This window comes from Marinobacter sp. B-21 (assembly GCF_056857895.1).
Genome location: NZ_JBSXNZ010000044.1, coordinates 18,026 through 36,041, shown reverse-complemented (window position 1 = coordinate 36,041; position 18,016 = coordinate 18,026). Strand labels below are relative to the sequence as shown.

The following is an 18,016-nucleotide window of genomic DNA, read 5'->3' as shown; positions in this document are numbered from 1 at the left end:
TCGCGGAGGATACTGACCATGAGTCTGATCACCGAATACGTTATTTCTGCCCTGCTGCTGCTCGGGAGCGCCTTTACCCTGGTTGGCGCCATCGGCCTGGCCAGGCTGCCGGACTTTTTTACCCGCCTTCACGGCCCAACCAAGGCTACAACCCTGGGGGTCGGCGCCATCATGCTCAGCTCGGTGATTTACTTCAGCGCCAGGGGCGAGGGCGTGGGCATTTCGGAGATCCTGATTACCCTGTTCCTGGTAATCACGGCCCCGGTCAGCGCTAACATTCTTGCCAAGGCGGCCATGCATATAGGCGTCAGAACGGTGGAAAACACCGCAGGCAAGCCCTGGGAGCAGTGAATGGCCGCAGTTGGCACACTGACCGGGATTTTGTCATTGGACTTGAAGATTTTTGCCGTATAGTAGGCCCCCAAACCCTTATGAGGAGCCCAGCATATGCTGAAAGTAAATGAGTATTTCGACGGTAAGGCCAAGTCCATTGCCTTCCAGACCGCCACCCTGCCCGCCACCGTTGGCGTAATCAGCCCGGGCGAATACGAGTTTGGCACCAGCAAGAAGGAAACCATGACGGTGATCAGCGGGGCCCTGACGGTTCTGCTGCCAGGCATGGAGGAATGGATGACCTACGGTGCCGGTGAGGGTTTTGATGTTGCCGGGCAGGCAAGTTTCAAGGCAAAGACCGACATCGACACCGCCTATCTCTGCACTTACGAGTAACATCCGGGACAACAACAGAATTTTCCGCAGAGCGAAACTGGATTTTTGCCTAAGCCACCGTTCGCTCTGCATTTTTTCACTTTTACCGGTTCCCGTTTCACCCAATCTGTGTCAGATTTAATCCTGTTTCTCGCGATAACACCAACAACTGGGAAAGAGGAAACGAGTAATGGCACAGACCCGCATTTTATCCCCGGCTGACAACGCCTATCAGTATCCGCTGCTGATCAAACGACTCCTGCTCTCAGGCCCCCGGTACAATCCGAACCAGGAAATTGTCTATTCAAACCGCAGCAAATACACCTATACCGATCTGGTTGAACGCATTCACCGCCTGGCAAACGCCCTGACGGATGCCGGTGTTAAACCGGGTGATACGGTTGCGGTAATGGACTGGGATACACCCCGGTACCTGGAGTGTTTCTTTGCCATTCCGATGATTGGCGCCATTCTGCATACGGTCAATATCCGGTTATCACCAGAACAGATCGTTTACACCATGAACCACGCCGAGGACGACGTTGTGCTGGTGCACGACGACTTCCTGCCGATTATCGAGGGCGTGAAAGACGACATCAAAACGGTCAAGACCTGGATTCAGCTCACCGACAACGATGCCCCACAAGCAACCTCTGTCGATGCCATCGGTGACTACGAAACCCTGCTTGCAAAAGCGAATGACCAGTTCGACTTCCCGGACTTTGACGAGAACAGCGTGGCGACCACGTTCTACACAACGGGTACCACAGGCAACCCCAAGGGCGTGTACTTCAGTCATCGCCAACTGGTACTGCACACACTGGCAATGACAGGCACGGTGGCCTCATTCGATGAGATGCCGCTAATGCGCTCCTCATCGGTTTACATGCCGGTAACGCCCATGTTCCACGTCCACGCCTGGGGTGTGCCCTATGCCGCCACCATGATGGGCATCAAACAGGTCTATCCCGGCCGTTACGAGCCCGAGTTGCTGGTAGACCTTCTAAAAGAGCATAAAGTCACCTTCTCTCACTGCGTACCCACCATCATGCAGATGATGATGGCCACCGAGTCCATCAAGACGGCAGACCTGAGCAACTGGCACGTCCTGATCGGTGGCAGCGCACTGACCAAAGGACTATGTGACGCAGGGACAAAACTCGGAATCAAGATGTACACCGCTTATGGCATGTCTGAAACCTGCCCGCTGCTGAGCGCCTCACACCTGAAACCCGAAGATTTGGAGCTACCCCTTGAGCAGCAGACCGCTATCAGGGTAAAGACAGGGATTGCAACACCGATGGTTGAGCTGGAAATCGTGGACCCGGACGGTAACCCGGTTCCGCACGATGGCCAGGCCAAAGGCGAAGTCGTGGCTCGCGCTCCCTGGTTGACCCAGGGTTACTTCAAGGAGCCCGAAAAAGGCGAGCAGCTCTGGGAAGGCGGCTGGCTGCACACCGGTGACGTGGCCTCCATGGAGCCGGACAACACCCTCACCATCAAGGACCGCATCAAAGACGTGATCAAGACCGGCGGTGAGTGGCTGTCCTCCCTCGACCTGGAAAACCTGATCAGCCAGCACCCGGCTGTGGCCGGCGCTGCGGTGGTGGGTGTACCCGATGAAAAATGGGGCGAGCGCCCGCACGCGCTGGTCACCCTCAAGCCCGGTGAAAATGCCGGTGTCGAGGACATCCAGAATCATCTGATGCAGTTCGTGGACAGCGGTGAGATCAACAAGTGGGCCATCCCCCGGCAGATTGATTTTGTTGAGGATATCCCGAAGACCAGTGTTGGCAAGATCAACAAGAAGCTGATCCGGGATCAGTTGAAGTAACTTGCTGTGTGAAAAAGGGGTCAGATGAACGCTTTCATCTGACCCCATTTTCAGTCTTTACAGTCCGGAGAACGTAAAATCCACCTCCGGCGTGCGACCATCAATAATATCGGCCAGGGCCGCCGCCGAGCCGCAGGAGTGGGTCCAGCCCAGCGTACCGTGCCCGGTATTCAGGTAGAGGTTGGCGTAGTGGCTTTTGCCAATGTACGGAACGTTGGAAGGCGTGGCCGGGCGCAAGCCGGTCCAGAATTCGGCCCGGTCCCAATAGCCTGCCTCGGGCATCACTTCCGCGGTGCGGCGGACGATGGCGCGGCAACGGGTGTAATTGAGTTTTCGGCTGTAACCACTGAGTTCCGCCGTGCCCGCGACACGGATCCGATCGCCAAGACGTGAGTAAACCAGCTTGTATTCATCATCGGTGAGGCTGACCTTGAACGCCGCTTCTTCATTCCTGACCGGCACGGTAATGGAATAGCCCTTGGCCGGGTAGATATTCAGGAAGATACCCAGTTGCCGGGCCAGTGCGGCACTGTAACTGCCAAGGCTCAGAACGTAGGCGTCCGCCCGCAGTGTCTCATGGCGTCCATCAGTCAGTGCCTGAACGCCCAGCACTCGCTCACCCGCCTCTTCAAAACCGAGGATCCGGGTGCCGTATCGAAACGCCACACCCGCCTCCGCGCAACGCCGGGCCAGGTTCTGGGTAAACATCCGGGCGTCACCGGATTCGTCCTCGGAGGTGTAGGTTGCCCCTGCAATCCGGTTCCGGATGGGTTTCAGGGCCGGCTCCAGTTCAACCGCCTGATCGGCATCGATAATCTGGCGGTCGCAGCCAAGAGACTGCATGATCCGGGTAGGCTCTTTGGCACCCTCAAACTCGGCAGGATTGGTGTAGAAGTGCAAAATGCCTTTCTCGAGGTGGTCGTATTGCACATTGGCAACCTTGCGCAGCGCCTGTAACTGGCTACGGCTATAGGTACCCAGATTGACTATCTGACGAATATTGTGAGCTGCCCTGGCAGAGGTGCACTCCCCCAGAAAGGACAGCGCCCAGCGCCACTGGGCAGGGTCGAGCTTTGGCCGGAACAACAGGGGCGCATCCGGTTGGCTGAGCCATTTCAGGACTTTCAGGACAGCCGACGGTTTAGCCCAGGGTTCGGCGTGCGAAACGGAAATCTGACCACCGTTAGCGTAGCTGGTTTCCAGACCCGCCTGGTTCTGCCGGTCAACAACGGTAATCTGGTGCCCCTGCGTCTGAAGAAACCAGGCCGTTGTTACGCCCACGACGCCTGCACCCAAAACCAGTATATGCATGCTTGCCTCCGGTCAAACGGAACCCGCCACCCATGGGGGTATACCCCGGGGTTTTCCGGCCAGACTCCGGTCAATTTGGAACTTGGGATTTGTTGCTTGAGGGCACTATTGTAATGTGAGCGTCCGGTGATTGCGTGTTATACCATCAGCCACCGGCGCGCTTGACTGCCCAGCCCTTCTGCTCCAGCAGGGGCACCAGGATGTCTCGCTGATCACCCTGAATTTCAACAACGCCGTCTTTCACGGTGCCCCCGGTACCACACCTCGCCTTGAGAATCTTTGCGTAGGCCTTGAGTTCCTTGTCGTCCAGGGGAATGCCAGTGATCAGGGTCACGCCCTTGCCCTTGCGCCCTTTGGTTTCGCGGCTAACCCGGACAATGCCGTCTCCGGCGGGCCGCCTGGAATCACCGCAGGTGCAGTCAGCGACGGGGTTTCTGCAACCCGGGCACATTCGACCCAGCCCGGTTGAAAAAACCAGCCCGCCCTCAGATCGCTTCTTCATTCTGTCTCCGTGCTGCCTGTTTTGCTCACTCCATCTTTCAGTCAAGGCCGGGAGGATACTTGGTAAACATTTCAGCCACCAACTCGTCGATCAGCGCTCTCCGGGTTTCGGGCGACTGGTTCTCGTTCAGATAGCGGCGACTGGCAGCCCGCCATACAACCTGCTTGGACTTGCTGTCCGCCAGCTCGACCACCAGCTTACCCTCTTTGATTTCGCGAACCGGAGGCGGCGCGGACAACGCCCATCCAAAGTTCCCGTGGCCAAAGCCGAACCCCAGTCCCAGGCCAGTCTGCTCGAGTCTGTCCTCGGGAACAATCTGCCAGCTCACCAGCAAACCGGCTTCCGCCTCCGGAACCTGCAGCAGCGCTTTGCGATTAAGCTCCCTTTCAATGGCGCTCCGCACCCGGTTGCCGTCCAGGGAGACAAAGGAGGACTCCGTGCCAGGCACAAACGCCCAGGACGTGTAGTTTCCGAAAACCACAGACGAGTTGTAGTCTGTCACCACATTGCTGGCGCAACCGGTCATGGCCAGTGCGACTATCGACAACATCAGTAAACGCATCATCACTTCTTCCCTCAATGGAGGATTTAACTGATAACCAGTATACGCACAGGAAACGCGAAACGCGCGAGGGTGCCCTTCAGACCCATCACCTTTCAAAACTGTAATCCAGTTTCTGGGCATCGCAGAAGGCCCCGAATTGCTGCGCCCTGTTCTCCGGGACCGACACGCGGGCATGCACGGACGGACCGTAATCGACCGAGTCCACCGACGCGCCATGCAACTCGCACCAGTGTCTCAGAGGCTGCTCGTCGGCGAAAGACAGGGTAACCCGCGCCTCAATCACGGGCTGCCGGACAACCCGGTCTACCGCAGAAAGAACACGCTCGGCAGCACCCGCATAGGCCCGCACCAGTCCTCCGGCACCGAGTTTAATGCCCCCGAAATACCGGATGACCATCACAAGCACATCGCCCATATCCTTGTACTGAATCACATTCAGTATGGGCTTTCCGGCGGTTCCGGAAGGTTCGCCGTCATCGTTCATGGCGGCCTCGGCCGCGGAGCCGGGGCGGCCAATCTGGTAGGCCCAGCAGATGTGGCGGGCGTCCGGGTGGTCCTTTTGGGCCTGCGCCAGCCAGGCTTTCACCTCATCGCGGGAGCCCACCGGGGCTACCCGCGCGATAAAACGGCTTTTTTTCACTTCCGTTTCCCGCTCAAGGTATCCCGCAGGAACCGGGTAATCTTTTTTCATGGAAAATGACCTATGGCCTCTGACGACAAATACAGCAGCGAGCCGGCGCCCTCACCCACCGATAAACACCGGAAGGCGAACCGTCACCCTCAGGCCGCCCGCCTCCGCGATGGTTGCATCAATCCGGCCATCGTGAGCGGAAACGATATCTCTGGCAATAGCCAGCCCCAACCCCCAGCCCGTTCCACCCCGGGACTTATCGGCCCGGAAAAACGGCTCGAACAGGTGTGACAGTGCCTCCTCCGGGACCCCCGGGCCATCATCTTCAACGGCCAGACTAAGCCACCCATCGGAGACCGATAGGGCAAGTTTCACGGCCTTGCCTGGCGGAGTATGGTCCAGGGCATTCTGCAGAATATTATCGATCGCCCGCTGCAACAGCCCCTCATCGCCAAGCACCGAGGTGCCGGCACTTTCCGGCGAGGCAACAAGTTTGCAGTCGACGCCCTGATGCTCCGCGTAATCCGCCGCATCCTGCAACACCCGGTTGATCACCTTTACCGGCTTCAGGGGCTCACGCTCAATATCCCCGCCAGCTTCGGTTACCCGGTACAGTGTCAGAATCTGGCCCGTCATCGTATCGAGTCGCTCGTTCTGGCGCAGAATGCTGGCCATCAGCTCCTCATCTGCACCGGCCTCGCTCGCCAGCTCAATGGCAATACGCTGGCGCGCCAACGGTGTCCGAAGATCATGGGAAATATCCCGGAGCAAGTGTTTCTGCCGTTCCAGCAGGCTGCACAGCTGCTCCGTCATGGCATTGAAGGCCGTTGCCAGCTGCCCCACTTCGTCTCTACGCCGGGCAATGCGATCACTTACACGAAGCGAATTGCCCCCCCGTGAAATTGCCTGGGCCGTTGTTTCCATGTGCCTGAGAGGGCGGGATACCCGCCGGGCAATCCACCAGCACGCGAGGGAAATCATCACGAAGGCAAGGCCGAGTTCAATGACTCGGAAAAACCGGGGGTCCAACCAGCCCTCCCCCACGGCCCTTGGCCATGCCACCAGGCGATAATCCTCGTTGATATCCAACACCGCAGGCTTCTGCGGATACCAGCGCGAATCCATTCGCTCACGAATGTGCGGGGGCAGCCTGCCATCATTTTTATCTTTTTCAAGCAGGATCAGGTGTAGATCGAGTCGCTCGCCCTCTGACTTGAGAAAACGCCAGACACTGCCCCGCTCGCCCGATTCACGGATTTTTACCGCTTCCCTGGCAAGGTCCAGCAGTCCCGCCTGCCGCTCAATGGCCTGCCGCTCCCGGTCGAGAAGCACCCGGGTCGCTATGTTGCTGACCACAACGGTCAGGGCCATGGCGAGCCAGATCGAAAAAAAGATCCGCCAGAAAAGTGGAAATATCACCTGATGCTTCATTCCGGTACCCGATAACTGTAGCCAAGACCTCGCACGGTTTCGATCCTCGGTGGATCCTCGTTACCCAGCTTCCTTCGAAGATTACTGACATGCATATCCAGGGTCCGGTCGTAGGCCTCAAGCCTTCGACCCAACGCCCACTGCATCAGATCGGTTTTGCGAACCACGCTGCCGGCGTGGGCCAGCAAAACCTGCAGCACTTCGTATTCCGTGGCCGTCAGTTCCAGTGCTTTATCGTTCTGATAAATTCGGCGATGGCCCGGTTCGACTCTCAGATCACCATAAGTCCGGGCAGCATTGACCTCTGTTTTCTGATCCCAGGCAATCCGGCGCAACAGGGCCTGTAAACGAGCCACCAGTTCCCGGGGATTGCAGGGTTTGGGAATGTAATCATCGGCACCGACTTCAAACCCGACGATCCGGTCGGTTTCATCGCCCCTGGCCGTCAGCAGCACAACCGGCAAGTGAGTTTCTGCCCTGAGCTCTCTCAGCACCTCAAGCCCACTGATATCTGGCAGCATAATATCCAGAACAACAATGTCGCAGTCCTGTCCCAACGCCAGAGCCAGACCATCCCGGCCATTGGCCGCTTCACGGACGGAGAAGCCCTGATTGTTCAGATAGCGGGCCAGAAGCTCTCGCAATTCATCATCGTCTTCGACCAGTAAAACCCTGCTCTGCATCTTTGCTCTCCACCTTGACTGCAAGAAGTCTAACACGCTCACGACAAGCCGCTGATTCGGCGTAATTTCCTTTGCAGAACCTTTACACAGACCTGACGCTCGTTGACGAAAGGTGGCGCTAACATAGCAACCGTTAACGCAACAGCTGCCAACGCAGCAACTATTGGAGAATAGCTTTATGAAAACACGCACCAGTTCAATCCTTGCCGCAGGCGCCCTTGCTTCCGCCCTGTTGATGAGCAGCCCGGCCCTCATGGCTGACGATCACGGTTACAAGCATCGGGGCGACAGACATGACATGGCGGAGATGTGTGAGAACCTCAAAGATGGCAAAGGTAAGTTCAACAGGGAAGAACGCCAGCAAGAGATGGCGGAGCGTCGTGAGGCTATGGCCGAGCGCCTCAAGCTGAACGATGAGCAGCGTGAAATCTGGAACCAGATGCACGAAGAAAGGCGCGAAAAGCACGAGAAGCGCATGAAAAACTGGCAGGAGGAACTGAAAAAACGCTGCGCCAAATCCTAGGGGTGATCAGAAGCCGGGTTCTGACGTATGGTATCGGGTAGATCAAGGAGTACTGCCCGACCATGCCAGAATCCGGACTTTCCGACCTCACCCTGGAAACCTGTGACAGCATCACTGCCATTCCTGCGCAGGAATGGCAACGACTGGCAGGACGCACCAACCCGTTTCTCCGCTACGAGTTCTTCCAGGCGCTGGAGGCGTCTGCCTGCACCTCTGCGGCTACTGGCTGGACGCCAAGTCACCTGGTTTTCCGAATGGCCGGTATAATCGTCGGCATAGCACCGGCCTTTCTGAAAAGCCACTCCATGGGTGAATACATTTTTGACTGGGCCTGGGCCAATGCCTACCAACGTCATGGCCTCGATTACTATCCGAAGTTACTGATCGCCGTTCCCTTTACACCCTCCGCAGGCCCCAGGTTGTTGCTGGATCCGGATCTGCGCCGCCAACTGAGACCGGAACAGCTTCATGACTTGCTGGATACGCTGACCAGAAAGCTTGGTGCCCACTCCTGGCACCTGCTGTTTCCGGACAGCGATGACCAGAAGCTGCTCCATCATGACCGGGAGTTGCACCGCATCGGCTGCCAGTTCCACTGGCACAACCACGGTTACCGGAACTTCGAGGATTTTCTGGGAGCGCTGAATTCACGCAAGCGCAAATCCATCCGCAAGGAGCGTCGGCAGGTGGCCGAGCAAGGAATTTCTTTTGCCCGCTTTCACGGTCGGGGCATCCCGGACCATGTGCTCTCAGCCTTCTACGTGTTCTACCAGGCAACCTACCTGAAGCGTGGCCAGCGCCCCTACCTGAACAAGCGGTTCTTTGAACTTCTTCTGGAGCAACTGCCCGGGCATGTGCACCTCATCATGGCGGTTCGCGAAGGCGAACTGATTGCCGGCGCACTGTTCCTGGCCGGTGAGAACATCCTGTACGGTCGCTACTGGGGGTGCCGGGACGAATACAACCACCTGCACTTCGAGACCTGCTATTATCAGGGTATCGAGCTGGCCATGGACCTGGGCCTGACGCACATCGACGCCGGCGCCCAGGGCGAGCACAAACTGGTGCGGGGCTTTGAGCCCGTTATTACCCATTCCTGGCATGGCGTTCTGCACCCGGGCTTTCGCGAGGCCATCGGAAACTTCACCCGGAAAGAAGCAGACCACGTGCTCGATTACTTTGAAGACGCCAGATCTGTCCTGCCCTTCCGACAGCAGGGGCAGGATTAGCTTCTATACTGAAAGTCCGAGACAGGAATTCGACGGGGTCAGATACCATGGACACGGACGCGCTTTGGCGCATGCTCTCATCAGTCAATTTGCCGCTGCTGGTCGCTGCGGGAGCCTTACTGCTGGCCCTGATTTCCCTTAGTCTTATTTCCGGCGCCCGACACCGCAACCGGGACCAGCTGGCGAGCTTACGCGAGAAGTGCGACACGCTCTGGCGTGAGTTAGATGACATTCGGGTGGCGCAATTCAACCGTCCTGGCGATGCCGGAAGCGCTGGGGCGACCTCGTCATTTGAGGAAGCCCGCTACCATACCGAGATGGAGGCCTACAGTAAGATCTGGCCACAGGTGTGGCAACTTTACGAGCGCCTGGGCACCTTCCTGAGGGCCGTAGAAGCGGGTGAGCCCGCAGGGGAGTTGAGGCTGGAATCCCGGAACGCCGCCCTGGAAGCGCGTCACCTTCTGAACAGGAACCGCCCATTCTGCAGTGAATCCGTAGATGAACTGGTCACACGATTGATTGACGCCGAAATCAAGGCACACCTGGCTGCCTGCCAGTATCTGGATCTTCTTAAAGACGTCACCAGCGCCTCATCGAACCACGACCGGCGGGTCCTGCAGGACAAATGCCACAGTCTGCATGAGGGAGAAGCCCGGGACCTGATCAATCAGCTGGCGTCATCAATCCGGCAACGGGCCATCCGAAGTAGCTGAAGACCAGTGGGCCTTAGCTGTCAGTAATACGAAAACCCACTTTCATTACCACCTGATAGTGGCCCACCTTGCCTTCAACGATGTGGCCACGGGTTTCCGTCACCTCAAACCATTCCATGTTGCGGACACTCTTGCCACATTCTTCAAGCGCACTTTCGATGGCGTCTTCAATGCTTTTTTTGGACGAGCCAACAATCTCCACTTTCTTGTAAACATGATGGTCAGACATAATAGGCCTCGCTGAAAATTTGTTCGTGATACCCCTGAGCCTAGAAGACAAGCTTCGCTCCGGCAAACCACGGCACCACCCAGTGCTCATCCGCGAGGTAACCGCGATCGTACTCCTTCACTGCAATCCTTCTGCAGGCCCGGAACTTATCGGCGCTGACCAAGTCTCGAAGGTCTGACCACACTGGACAGGTTCATGAAACGATTTTTCAAATACATCGGGTGGCTTCTTGGTGGTCTGCTACTCCTGCTTTCCGGACCAATCCTCCTGGCCACCAGCGGCAGCCTGCAGGGCGCGGAAAGCTGGCAGACCGCCACCCGGGAGAGCGCGGGCATCGCACCGGCACCGGAGACAACCGAGGAAGCGATCGTGCAGGTTTATGGCGCACGGGCCTGGAGCTGGCGCGGTTATTTTTCGGTGCACACCTGGATTGCCACCAAGGAGAAAGGTGCCAGCTATTACCGTGTTCACGAGGTCACCGGCTGGCGCCACTATGTGGTCAACTCCCTACCGGGTGAACCGGACCGACACTGGTACGGCGCGAAGCCGGAGCTGTATGCGGACATACGGGGCAAAGAAGCAGAGAAACTGATCCCCGATATCTACCAGGCCGTGAAATCCTACCCCTACCCGACCGAGTACGAAGCCTGGCCCGGACCCAACAGCAATACCTTCGTTGCCTGGGTGATCCGGGAGGTGCCGGGGCTCGAAGTTGCACTGCCAAGCCATGCGATTGGCAAGGATTACCTGGGTGATCAGTTCGTCGCGGAGGTGCCGGGCGGGGCCGGTTACCAGATTTCACTGGGAGGCTATTTCGGTCTGCTGGCAGGAATCAGGGAAGGTCTGGAGCTGAATGTGCTGGGACTGTCGTTCGGAGTTAATCCGCTGGCGCTGGGCATCAAACTTCCCGGTGTTGGAGAACTCGCGTTGCGAAACACGAACCCAATGCCCGATACCACTCCTTAGCCAGGGGGAACAGGCGGGCAGAGCCTTCCAAAAATGTGCGGAGCCATGGATGGCGGAGCCAAGCGTACATGGACGTATTCACAGCGGTTTTTGGGAGGCTCTGCCCGCCTGTTCCTTGCTCCGATGCAGGGTTTCAGAGGCTAGAGAATTCCAATCAGCCTGGAATCGGCAGCTTACGCCAGATAACGCACGATCCCGGCCGCCGCGATGCCGGCAGCGATGGCTGGCAGCGGTTTACGCAATGCAAGCATGGTTATTGCGGTTACCAGCAAGGCTGCGAGAGCCCCCGCGTCACCGCTGACCGCCATGGGCACGATAATGGCGATCAGTACCGAGCTGGCCATGGTATTGATGAAACTCTCAATCCGCGGACTGATCTTTACAAAGGACATGATGAATACCCCGCCGAAGCGGGTCACCAGGGTAACGGCGGTCATGATCGCAATCAGAAACAGGATGCCAGCTGTGGTGGTTTCAATGATCATGGGCGCCCTCCTCCGTATCTGCCTCCGCATCGATGGCAGGCTTGCGCTCGAGCCAGAAGAACCCGATCGCGCCACCGGCCAGGGCGCCCACCACAACGTGGGAATTCGGCGGCAGCCATTTCCAGGCCGCCAGCGAGGCAAGCGCCGCAACGGTCCAGGCCACCAGCACCCTCGGTGATTTCTTGCCGCCCAGTGCCATGGCCAGCAGGAAGCTCCCCAGAACCATATCCAGCCCCAGGGCTTTCGGGTTCTGCAACAAGCCGCCAAAGTAAACACCCAGCCAGGTACCGATAATCCAGGCCAGCCAGAGCACCAGCCCGCCACCGAGAATCACCTCAAGGTTACGCCGGCCACTCTGATATTCCTGAGCCGAAACCGCCCAGTTGGCATCCGTCAGCAGCAACAACAGACCATACCGCTTGCCGGGTGACAGGTCCTTGAGCATCGGGTACAGCGAAGCCCCCATCAACAGATGACGGGAATTGATGGCAAATACCACGGCCACCAGAGGCAGGGCCGAAACCTCTCTGCCCCACATATCGATGGCGGCAAACTGGGCGGCACCGGCGAAAACGGTGGTACTCATCAGGATCGCCTCCAGCGGCTGAAGCCCCTTCTGGGTCGCGGCCAGGCCGAAGGCAGCGCCAAACGCCATCACAAACAGCGAGATGGGTAAGAGACGGAGGAATTCCGCACGCACTTTATGCGGCTGAATCTGATACGAATAGGTAGTGGCAGACATCTTAGGAAGCTATGCGGTAACTCGTTAAAAACGAATAGGTAAAAACCACCATGCGGCAAAAAATTTTTGCCCGAAGCTCAAACCGTTAGTTGAATAACTCATGAAAATTGCCAGCCATTCACCAATTTGAAATTGACGTTAACGTCAATCGTCGCTAATTTGTTCCTGTCCAGCCCCAAAAGGGCATTTCCCAATGGGAATCCGGACCGATGAAATCAAACTGCCGGCCATAAGCCGGACGACAAGAACAAGATACCCGCTCATGCCGAGATCCGGCCAGGTGGGAGAGGATTTCAAAATGCTCGATAGCACCCCCTCCATAAACGTGTTCAGCCATCCTGAATTCGACAACCACGAACACCTGTCCTTTTTCTGCGACCCGGAAACCGGACTGAAAGCCATCGTGGCCATCCACAACACCTCCCGCGGCCCGGCCCTGGGCGGCTGCCGGATGTTCCCTTATGCTTCGGACGAAGCGGCCCTGCGCGACGTGCTGCGACTGTCACGAGGCATGACCTACAAGTCTGCCCTGGCGAACCTGGCTCTCGGAGGCGGCAAGTCCGTGATTATCGGTGACCCACGCAAACAGAAAACCGAAGCCCTGATGGAAGCCATGGGTCGCCACCTGGAAAGCCTCGGCGGCCAATACATCGCGGCGGAAGACTCCGGCACCAGCGTACCCGACCTCAAGGTGATGGGCCGGCACACCCGTCACGTCGCCGGAATCGCCTCGCGCACCGGGTTTGACGGCAACCCCAGCAACGGCGACCCGTCACCCGCGACAGCCTACGGCACCTTTATTGGCCTGAAAGCGGCGGTCCAACACAAACTGGGCCAGGATAACCTGAACGGGCTGAAAGTGGCCATTCAGGGCATTGGCAATGTCGGTTTCCGGCTGGCGAAACACCTGAAGGAAGCCGGCGCCGAGCTGTGGGTGTATGACATCCACGAAGATAATATGCAGCGGGCCGTGGATCAGCTGGGCGCCAGGCCGGCCTCTGCCGAGGACATCCTGTTCCTGCCGGTGGACGTGATCGCCCCCTGCGCCATGGGCGCGGTGCTGAACGATGACAGCATTCCGCAGTTGCAGGCCAGCATCGTGGCCGGCGCCGCGAACAATCTGCTGGAACACCCGGAGCATGACACCATGCTGCGGGACCGGGGCATTCTCTATGCACCGGACTTCGCCATCAACGCCGGTGGCATCATTGATGTGTTCTACGAGCGCACCGGTGCCACGCCGGAAACGGTTCGCGCCCATGTGGACACCATCGGCGACACCCTGGCCGAAATCTTTAACCGTTCTGACCGCTCGGGCCGCCCGACCGGTGAGATCGCCAACGAACTGGCGGAAGAACGGTTCAAAAAGCACACCGCCGGCGCCGGGCTGGCGCCTGAGCGGGTGGCCTGCACCGGGTAACCTGACGCCTGTGCATCCCCTGGAAGCTGCAGACCTCCGCAGCTTCCAGAGCTCCAATCCCTGACAAAAACAAGTACTCCAGGAGAAAGATATGTCTGCCAGTTCATCAGGTTCCGCCACCTATTCGGGGACACTTGACGGTTCCAATGCGAAACGGGGCCTCTGGTCCTCGCGCCTCGCCTTTATCCTCGCCGCCACCGGTTCCGCCGTTGGCCTCGGCAACATCTGGAAGTTTCCCTACATTACCGGAGAAAACGGCGGCGGCGCCTTTGTCCTGATATACCTGATCTGCATTGCCGTGGTCGGTATTCCGATCATGATGGCTGAGGTCATGATTGGCCGCCGGGGTGGCCACAGCCCCGTGAACAGCCTGCGCCTGATTGCCGAGCGCGACGGTCTGAAACCGGTCTGGCGGATGATCGGCGCCGTCGGCGTGCTGGCCGGCTTCCTGATTCTGTCGTTCTATTCGGTGATTGGCGGTTGGGCCGTATCCTACGTTGGAACCGCCGCCAGTGGCCAGCTCGCGGGCCAGTCCGCAGAGGCCATTGGCGCGATATTCTCCGGGCTGCTCAGCGATCCGGTAACCCTGCTGCTGTGGCACAGCGTGTTCCTGGCGCTGGTAATGGTGGTGGTCGCCCGCGGCGTCCGCTCCGGGCTTGAGCGAGCGGTAAGTATCCTGATGCCGGCGCTGTTTGTGCTGCTGCTGATCGTAGTCGGCTACGCCATGACCAGCGGCGGCTTTGGTCGTGCTGCGGCCTTCCTGTTCCAGCCGGATTTCTCGAAGCTGACCACCTCCGGTGTCCTGGTGGCCCTGGGCCACGCCTTCTTTACGCTGAGCCTTGGCATGGCGGTGATGATGGCTTACGGTTCCTACCTGCCCAAGAACATCTCCATCGCCAAAACGTCCATTACCGTGTCCATCATCGACACCGGCGTGGCACTGCTCGCAGGGATGGCCATTTTCCCGATCGTGTTCGCCAACGGCCTGGAACCCGGCGCCGGCCCCGGCCTGATCTTCCAGACCCTGCCGCTGGCCTTCGGCCAGATGCCTATGGGCTCGCTGTTTGGCACCCTGTTCTTTGTGCTGCTGATTTTCGCCGCCTGGACATCCGGGATTTCGCTGCTGGAACCCATCGTGGAATGGCTGGAAGAGCAGAAAGGCATGAACCGCACGGTGAGCACCCTGGGCGCCGGCCTGGTCTGCTGGGCGCTGGGTATTGCGTCGATCCTGTCCCTGAACCTGTGGGCTGACTTCGCCCCACTGGGCTTCGTGCCGATGTTGGAGGGCAAGACCATCTTCGACCTGCTGGACTTCTTTACCGCCAACATCCTGTTGCCGCTGGGTGGTCTTCTGGTGGCAATCTTCGCCGGCTGGGTGATGTCCCGCCAGGCACTGGAGAACGAATTGTCGCTGTCCGCGCCAATGTTCCGTTTGTGGTACGTGACGATACGCTTCATCACTCCGGTCGCCGTTAGCGCGGTGTTTCTCTACAACCTGGCCTGAAGCCGCCCCTGCAGAGCTGTGAAAAAGGGGTCAGATGAAAGCGTTCATCTGACCCCGCCTTCACTTCAGTTGATCCCGGATCAAAATCCGGGGTCAGATGAACGCTTTCATCTGACCCCGACTTAACGCCAGCTTCCGGTCACAGTTGCTTCAGTGCGGCTTCAAGCGTTTCGCCGATGCGGGCATTGAGCTTGAGGTCCACCAGTTCCTCCGCCCGGGTACGGCCGAGGTTAAGCGTTGCCATGGGCTTGCTCCATTCTCTCGCATAGCGGCAGAAACGAAACCCGGAATACACCATCAGCGACGAACCAATCACCAGCAGACCATCGCTGGCCCTGAGCACATCCAGTGCTGAATAAACCCTGTCTTTGGGCACATAATCCCCGAAAAACACCACATCCGGCTTCAGAATACCCTCGCACCTCGGGCAGTCCGCCGGCCGGAAATCCGAGAAATCCACCTCCAGATCGGCATCGCCATCGGGCGCGCGCTCCGCGGTATACCTGCGGAATCCGGGATTAAGATCCACACAACGGTCGTGCACCTCGTCCCGTGGGCAGCGGTAGCCGCAACTCATGCAGACCACTTCATCCGCCCGGCCATGAAGATCGGTCACCGCCCGGGTACCGGCTTTCTGGTGCAGCCGGTCAACATTCTGAGTCACCACCAGGCTGCTGTGGTTCAGCAGCTCGAGGTCGGAGATGTACCGGTGGGAGGGGTTGGGCACAGCGTTACGCATCACTGGCCAGCCAATCAGGCTACGGCCCCAGTAGCGCTGGCGGGAGTGAAAATCCTCCATGAACGCGTGGTGCTGAACCGGCTGCTTACGCTTCCAGGCACCGTCGCCATCGCGGTAATCCGGAATGCCGGAATCGGTGCTCACCCCGGCACCGGTGAGAATCAGCAGCCTTGGGTGGCGATGGATAAACTCCGCCAGCAACGCTCCCGCCTCTTCCGGCTCATGTAACACCGGCGGCTGATCCGGTTCGGGCAGACGCTGACTGGAGCTGAAAGGTCGGCTGCGGTGCGTGGTTACAGGCATACAAACTCCGGTTTCTCAGCCCGGCTTGCGGGCCACATACACGGTGTTGAACGATTCCCTGTTCTGAAACGGGTTAAAGAAGGATACGACGTGGCAGACGACATCGGTGAATACTTCATTCAACACGGCCATGAATTTTTCATCCTCGCCCTCGTTCGACCACATGGCGAACACGCCCCGGGGCCGGAGTTGCCGGGCCATCAGGCGAAGGTTGTTGGCGGTGTAGAAGCTGGCACTGGAGTCATGCAGCAAGGCCCGGGGCGAGTGGTCGATATCGAGGAGGATGGCATCGAATGGCTTGCCGGGGTTATCGGGATCAAAGCCGCCGGTTTCGGGGTCGGCGATAGCCAGGTCAAAAAAGCTGCCATGAACGTAGCGATTCCGTGGGTCGGCATTAAGGTCTTTGCCCAGGGGCACGAGCTCTTTCTGATGCCAGCCAATCACAGGCGCGAGGTATTCGACCACGAGCAGTTCGTCGACCCGCTGGTGTTTGAGAGCCGCCACGGCGGTGTAACCGAGGCCGAGTCCGCCGACAACCACACGGAGGTTTTCACCTTCGGTTTCGCCCAGTCCGATGTCGGAGAGGGCAACTTCGGCGTCCACGAACATGCTGGACATGAGGAATTCCTCGCCCAGCTTCACCTCGTAGATATCCCGGTCGCCAATCGCCGGAATCCGACGCCGGCGCAGGGTGATCTCACCGATCACCGAGGGTTGGCTGTCAATTTGCTCGAAAAGCAGTCCCATGTGTTCTGGCTCTTATGGTATCCGGTGGAAACGATAAATCTGAGTTTGCCGTCCCCAGCCTGAAAATCTGTGCAAGGAACGGTTACTCCCCATTCCGCCCAGGGGCGGACTCACCGAAACATGCTGCAAGAGTCTTTCGCATCTTCTCTGCGCCCAGTTGTTCCATCAACTCAATGTTTCTCTGCGGAATCCCATCCACATCCGGATAACTGTCAATCGCCGCTTCCAGGCTGGCTTCGCGCAACAGGTGCAGCATCGGGAACGGTGAACGGTTGGTGTAATTCTCCGCAGCACCCGACTCGGTGCCCTCAAACTGGTAATCCGGGTGGAAACTGGCGATCTGGTAAACACCTTCCATATCCAGATACGCCAACAAACCATCCGCAGCATCCAGAAATTCATTGTAGGAAGCAAAGTCCTGCAATACACCCGGGTGAATCAACAGGGTGGTTTCTATCTCCGGTTCGTCCTCCAGACGCTGAAGCTCCGAGTGAAGAGCGTGAAGAAGCTCATCTTCGGTCCCTGCATCCGACACCACAAACCGAACCCGGTTCCGGACCAGTTCCCGTTTGGCGAACGGGCACAGATTGTAGCCGACGACGACATCTTCGACCCATTTGCGGGTTGTGTTAACTATTTCAATCTCGCCCATGTTCTTTTCCTTAAAATGACCGAAGGCTACTCACAAGATTGAAGCGGGCGTGTGGGCCTGGCTTTCCAAAACTGTGCGGAGCCATGGATGGCGGAGCCC

At 58.3% G+C, this 18,016-nt stretch carries 21 protein-coding genes; 9 read left to right on the top strand and 12 right to left on the bottom strand.

The genetic code is table 11. The features are described from left to right. Positions 1 to 18 precede the first annotated feature (18 nt). The 3 genes from AC13C0_RS02520 to AC13C0_RS02510 all read left to right on the top strand — a co-directional run bounded on the left by AC13C0_RS02520 (position 19) and on the right by AC13C0_RS02510 (position 2,542). Positions 19 to 351: a Na+/H+ antiporter subunit G gene (locus tag AC13C0_RS02520; protein WP_117617891.1), complete on the top strand. Its 333-nt coding sequence runs from the start codon at positions 19 to 21 to the stop codon at positions 349 to 351. Positions 352 to 447: 96 nt separating this feature from the next. Beyond that, complete coding sequence (gene ppnP / locus AC13C0_RS02515; RefSeq protein ID WP_117617892.1) at positions 448 to 729, top strand: pyrimidine/purine nucleoside phosphorylase; 282 nt, start codon at positions 448 to 450, stop codon at positions 727 to 729. Between the two features lie 169 nt (positions 730 to 898). Next, positions 899 to 2,542 carry a fatty acid--CoA ligase gene (locus AC13C0_RS02510; RefSeq protein ID WP_117617893.1) on the top strand — a complete coding sequence of 548 codons (1,644 nt, stop codon included), beginning with the start codon at positions 899 to 901 and terminating at the stop codon, positions 2,540 to 2,542. Positions 2,543 to 2,599: 57 nt separating this feature from the next. Here AC13C0_RS02510 and AC13C0_RS02505 read toward each other — a convergent pair whose 3' ends face one another. From AC13C0_RS02505 to AC13C0_RS02480, 6 genes are all read right to left on the bottom strand, one after another. Further along, positions 2,600 to 3,853, bottom strand: coding sequence for a D-amino acid dehydrogenase (locus AC13C0_RS02505; RefSeq protein WP_482953906.1), 1,254 nt, complete (start codon positions 3,851 to 3,853; stop codon positions 2,600 to 2,602). 145 nt (positions 3,854 to 3,998) lie between these two features. Beyond that, entirely contained in the window at positions 3,999 to 4,355 is a 357-nt protein-coding gene (locus AC13C0_RS02500; RefSeq protein WP_117617895.1) for a translation initiation factor Sui1, read from the bottom strand. A 37-nt stretch (positions 4,356 to 4,392) separates the two neighbouring features. Further along, positions 4,393 to 4,920, bottom strand: coding sequence for a DUF4136 domain-containing protein (locus AC13C0_RS02495; protein WP_117617896.1), 528 nt, complete (start codon positions 4,918 to 4,920; stop codon positions 4,393 to 4,395). 85 nt (positions 4,921 to 5,005) lie between these two features. Next, entirely contained in the window at positions 5,006 to 5,611 is a 606-nt protein-coding gene (locus AC13C0_RS02490) for a YigZ family protein (RefSeq protein WP_117617897.1), read from the bottom strand. Positions 5,612 to 5,662: 51 nt separating this feature from the next. Next, on the bottom strand, positions 5,663 to 6,970 hold the full coding sequence (locus AC13C0_RS02485) for a sensor histidine kinase (RefSeq protein ID WP_227539466.1): 1,308 nt from the start codon (positions 6,968 to 6,970) through the stop codon (positions 5,663 to 5,665). Between the two features lie 8 nt (positions 6,971 to 6,978). Further along, positions 6,979 to 7,665, bottom strand: coding sequence for a response regulator transcription factor (locus tag AC13C0_RS02480; RefSeq protein ID WP_117617899.1), 687 nt, complete (start codon positions 7,663 to 7,665; stop codon positions 6,979 to 6,981). 178 nt (positions 7,666 to 7,843) lie between these two features. Here AC13C0_RS02480 and AC13C0_RS02475 point away from each other — a divergent pair, with 178 nt between their 5' ends. The 3 genes from AC13C0_RS02475 (at position 7,844) to AC13C0_RS02465 (ending at position 10,130) form a co-directional block, all read left to right on the top strand. Continuing rightward, on the top strand, positions 7,844 to 8,188 hold the full coding sequence (locus AC13C0_RS02475) for a hypothetical protein (RefSeq protein WP_117617900.1): 345 nt from the start codon (positions 7,844 to 7,846) through the stop codon (positions 8,186 to 8,188). Between the two features lie 62 nt (positions 8,189 to 8,250). Then, on the top strand, positions 8,251 to 9,417 hold the full coding sequence (locus AC13C0_RS02470) for a GNAT family N-acetyltransferase (protein WP_482953905.1): 1,167 nt from the start codon (positions 8,251 to 8,253) through the stop codon (positions 9,415 to 9,417). Between the two features lie 47 nt (positions 9,418 to 9,464). Beyond that, positions 9,465 to 10,130, top strand: coding sequence for a hypothetical protein (locus AC13C0_RS02465; RefSeq protein ID WP_227539467.1), 666 nt, complete (start codon positions 9,465 to 9,467; stop codon positions 10,128 to 10,130). A gap of 13 nt (positions 10,131 to 10,143) precedes the next feature. On the opposite strand, the gene AC13C0_RS02460 is transcribed toward AC13C0_RS02465, so the two are convergent. Further along, positions 10,144 to 10,359, bottom strand: coding sequence for a dodecin (locus AC13C0_RS02460; protein WP_117617902.1), 216 nt, complete (start codon positions 10,357 to 10,359; stop codon positions 10,144 to 10,146). 195 nt (positions 10,360 to 10,554) lie between these two features. Here AC13C0_RS02460 and AC13C0_RS02455 point away from each other — a divergent pair, with 195 nt between their 5' ends. Further along, complete coding sequence (locus AC13C0_RS02455) at positions 10,555 to 11,325, top strand: DUF3750 domain-containing protein (RefSeq protein ID WP_117617903.1); 771 nt, start codon at positions 10,555 to 10,557, stop codon at positions 11,323 to 11,325. A 173-nt stretch (positions 11,326 to 11,498) separates the two neighbouring features. On the opposite strand, the gene AC13C0_RS02450 is transcribed toward AC13C0_RS02455, so the two are convergent. Continuing rightward, entirely contained in the window at positions 11,499 to 11,810 is a 312-nt protein-coding gene (locus AC13C0_RS02450; RefSeq protein WP_117617904.1) for an AzlD family protein, read from the bottom strand. Next, positions 11,800 to 12,552, bottom strand: coding sequence for an AzlC family ABC transporter permease (locus AC13C0_RS02445; protein ID WP_482953904.1), 753 nt, complete (start codon positions 12,550 to 12,552; stop codon positions 11,800 to 11,802). Before AC13C0_RS02445 ends, AC13C0_RS02450 begins: the two co-directional genes overlap by 11 nt. A 298-nt stretch (positions 12,553 to 12,850) precedes the next feature. Here AC13C0_RS02445 and AC13C0_RS02440 point away from each other — a divergent pair, with 298 nt between their 5' ends. Then, positions 12,851 to 13,972: a Glu/Leu/Phe/Val family dehydrogenase gene (locus tag AC13C0_RS02440; RefSeq protein ID WP_482953903.1), complete on the top strand. Its 1,122-nt coding sequence runs from the start codon at positions 12,851 to 12,853 to the stop codon at positions 13,970 to 13,972. A 91-nt stretch (positions 13,973 to 14,063) separates the two neighbouring features. Then, positions 14,064 to 15,476: a sodium-dependent transporter gene (locus tag AC13C0_RS02435; protein ID WP_482953902.1), complete on the top strand. Its 1,413-nt coding sequence runs from the start codon at positions 14,064 to 14,066 to the stop codon at positions 15,474 to 15,476. Between the two features lie 139 nt (positions 15,477 to 15,615). Here AC13C0_RS02435 and AC13C0_RS02430 read toward each other — a convergent pair whose 3' ends face one another. From AC13C0_RS02430 to AC13C0_RS02420, 3 genes are all read right to left on the bottom strand, one after another. After that, positions 15,616 to 16,518 (bottom strand): NAD-dependent protein deacetylase, encoded by a 903-nt coding sequence (locus AC13C0_RS02430; protein ID WP_117617907.1) that lies wholly within the window; start codon positions 16,516 to 16,518, stop codon positions 15,616 to 15,618. A gap of 15 nt (positions 16,519 to 16,533) precedes the next feature. Continuing rightward, positions 16,534 to 17,265 (bottom strand): polyamine aminopropyltransferase, encoded by a 732-nt coding sequence (locus AC13C0_RS02425; RefSeq protein WP_117617908.1) that lies wholly within the window; start codon positions 17,263 to 17,265, stop codon positions 16,534 to 16,536. Between the two features lie 82 nt (positions 17,266 to 17,347). Continuing rightward, positions 17,348 to 17,917: a DUF1415 domain-containing protein gene (locus AC13C0_RS02420; protein ID WP_117617909.1), complete on the bottom strand. Its 570-nt coding sequence runs from the start codon at positions 17,915 to 17,917 to the stop codon at positions 17,348 to 17,350. Positions 17,918 to 18,016 lie beyond the last annotated feature (99 nt).

Coding starts and splice junctions, on each gene's coding strand:
- AC13C0_RS02420 (WP_117617909.1), bottom strand. CDS start 17,917: ATGGGCGAGATTGAAATAGTTAACACAACCCGCAAATGGGTCGAAGAT.
- AC13C0_RS02465 (WP_227539467.1), top strand. CDS start 9,465: ATGGACACGGACGCGCTTTGGCGCATGCTCTCATCAGTCAATTTGCCG.
- AC13C0_RS02455 (WP_117617903.1), top strand. CDS start 10,555: ATGAAACGATTTTTCAAATACATCGGGTGGCTTCTTGGTGGTCTGCTA.
- AC13C0_RS02430 (WP_117617907.1), bottom strand. CDS start 16,518: ATGCCTGTAACCACGCACCGCAGCCGACCTTTCAGCTCCAGTCAGCGT.
- AC13C0_RS02475 (WP_117617900.1), top strand. CDS start 7,844: ATGAAAACACGCACCAGTTCAATCCTTGCCGCAGGCGCCCTTGCTTCC.
- AC13C0_RS02435 (WP_482953902.1), top strand. CDS start 14,064: ATGTCTGCCAGTTCATCAGGTTCCGCCACCTATTCGGGGACACTTGAC.
- AC13C0_RS02480 (WP_117617899.1), bottom strand. CDS start 7,665: ATGCAGAGCAGGGTTTTACTGGTCGAAGACGATGATGAATTGCGAGAG.
- AC13C0_RS02495 (WP_117617896.1), bottom strand. CDS start 4,920: ATGATGCGTTTACTGATGTTGTCGATAGTCGCACTGGCCATGACCGGT.
- AC13C0_RS02440 (WP_482953903.1), top strand. CDS start 12,851: ATGCTCGATAGCACCCCCTCCATAAACGTGTTCAGCCATCCTGAATTC.
- AC13C0_RS02500 (WP_117617895.1), bottom strand. CDS start 4,355: ATGAAGAAGCGATCTGAGGGCGGGCTGGTTTTTTCAACCGGGCTGGGT.
- AC13C0_RS02470 (WP_482953905.1), top strand. CDS start 8,251: ATGCCAGAATCCGGACTTTCCGACCTCACCCTGGAAACCTGTGACAGC.
- AC13C0_RS02460 (WP_117617902.1), bottom strand. CDS start 10,359: ATGTCTGACCATCATGTTTACAAGAAAGTGGAGATTGTTGGCTCGTCC.
- AC13C0_RS02505 (WP_482953906.1), bottom strand. CDS start 3,853: ATGCATATACTGGTTTTGGGTGCAGGCGTCGTGGGCGTAACAACGGCC.
- ppnP (WP_117617892.1), top strand. CDS start 448: ATGCTGAAAGTAAATGAGTATTTCGACGGTAAGGCCAAGTCCATTGCC.
- AC13C0_RS02490 (WP_117617897.1), bottom strand. CDS start 5,611: ATGAAAAAAGATTACCCGGTTCCTGCGGGATACCTTGAGCGGGAAACG.
- AC13C0_RS02510 (WP_117617893.1), top strand. CDS start 899: ATGGCACAGACCCGCATTTTATCCCCGGCTGACAACGCCTATCAGTAT.
- AC13C0_RS02450 (WP_117617904.1), bottom strand. CDS start 11,810: ATGATCATTGAAACCACCACAGCTGGCATCCTGTTTCTGATTGCGATC.
- AC13C0_RS02520 (WP_117617891.1), top strand. CDS start 19: ATGAGTCTGATCACCGAATACGTTATTTCTGCCCTGCTGCTGCTCGGG.
- AC13C0_RS02445 (WP_482953904.1), bottom strand. CDS start 12,552: ATGTCTGCCACTACCTATTCGTATCAGATTCAGCCGCATAAAGTGCGT.
- AC13C0_RS02425 (WP_117617908.1), bottom strand. CDS start 17,265: ATGGGACTGCTTTTCGAGCAAATTGACAGCCAACCCTCGGTGATCGGT.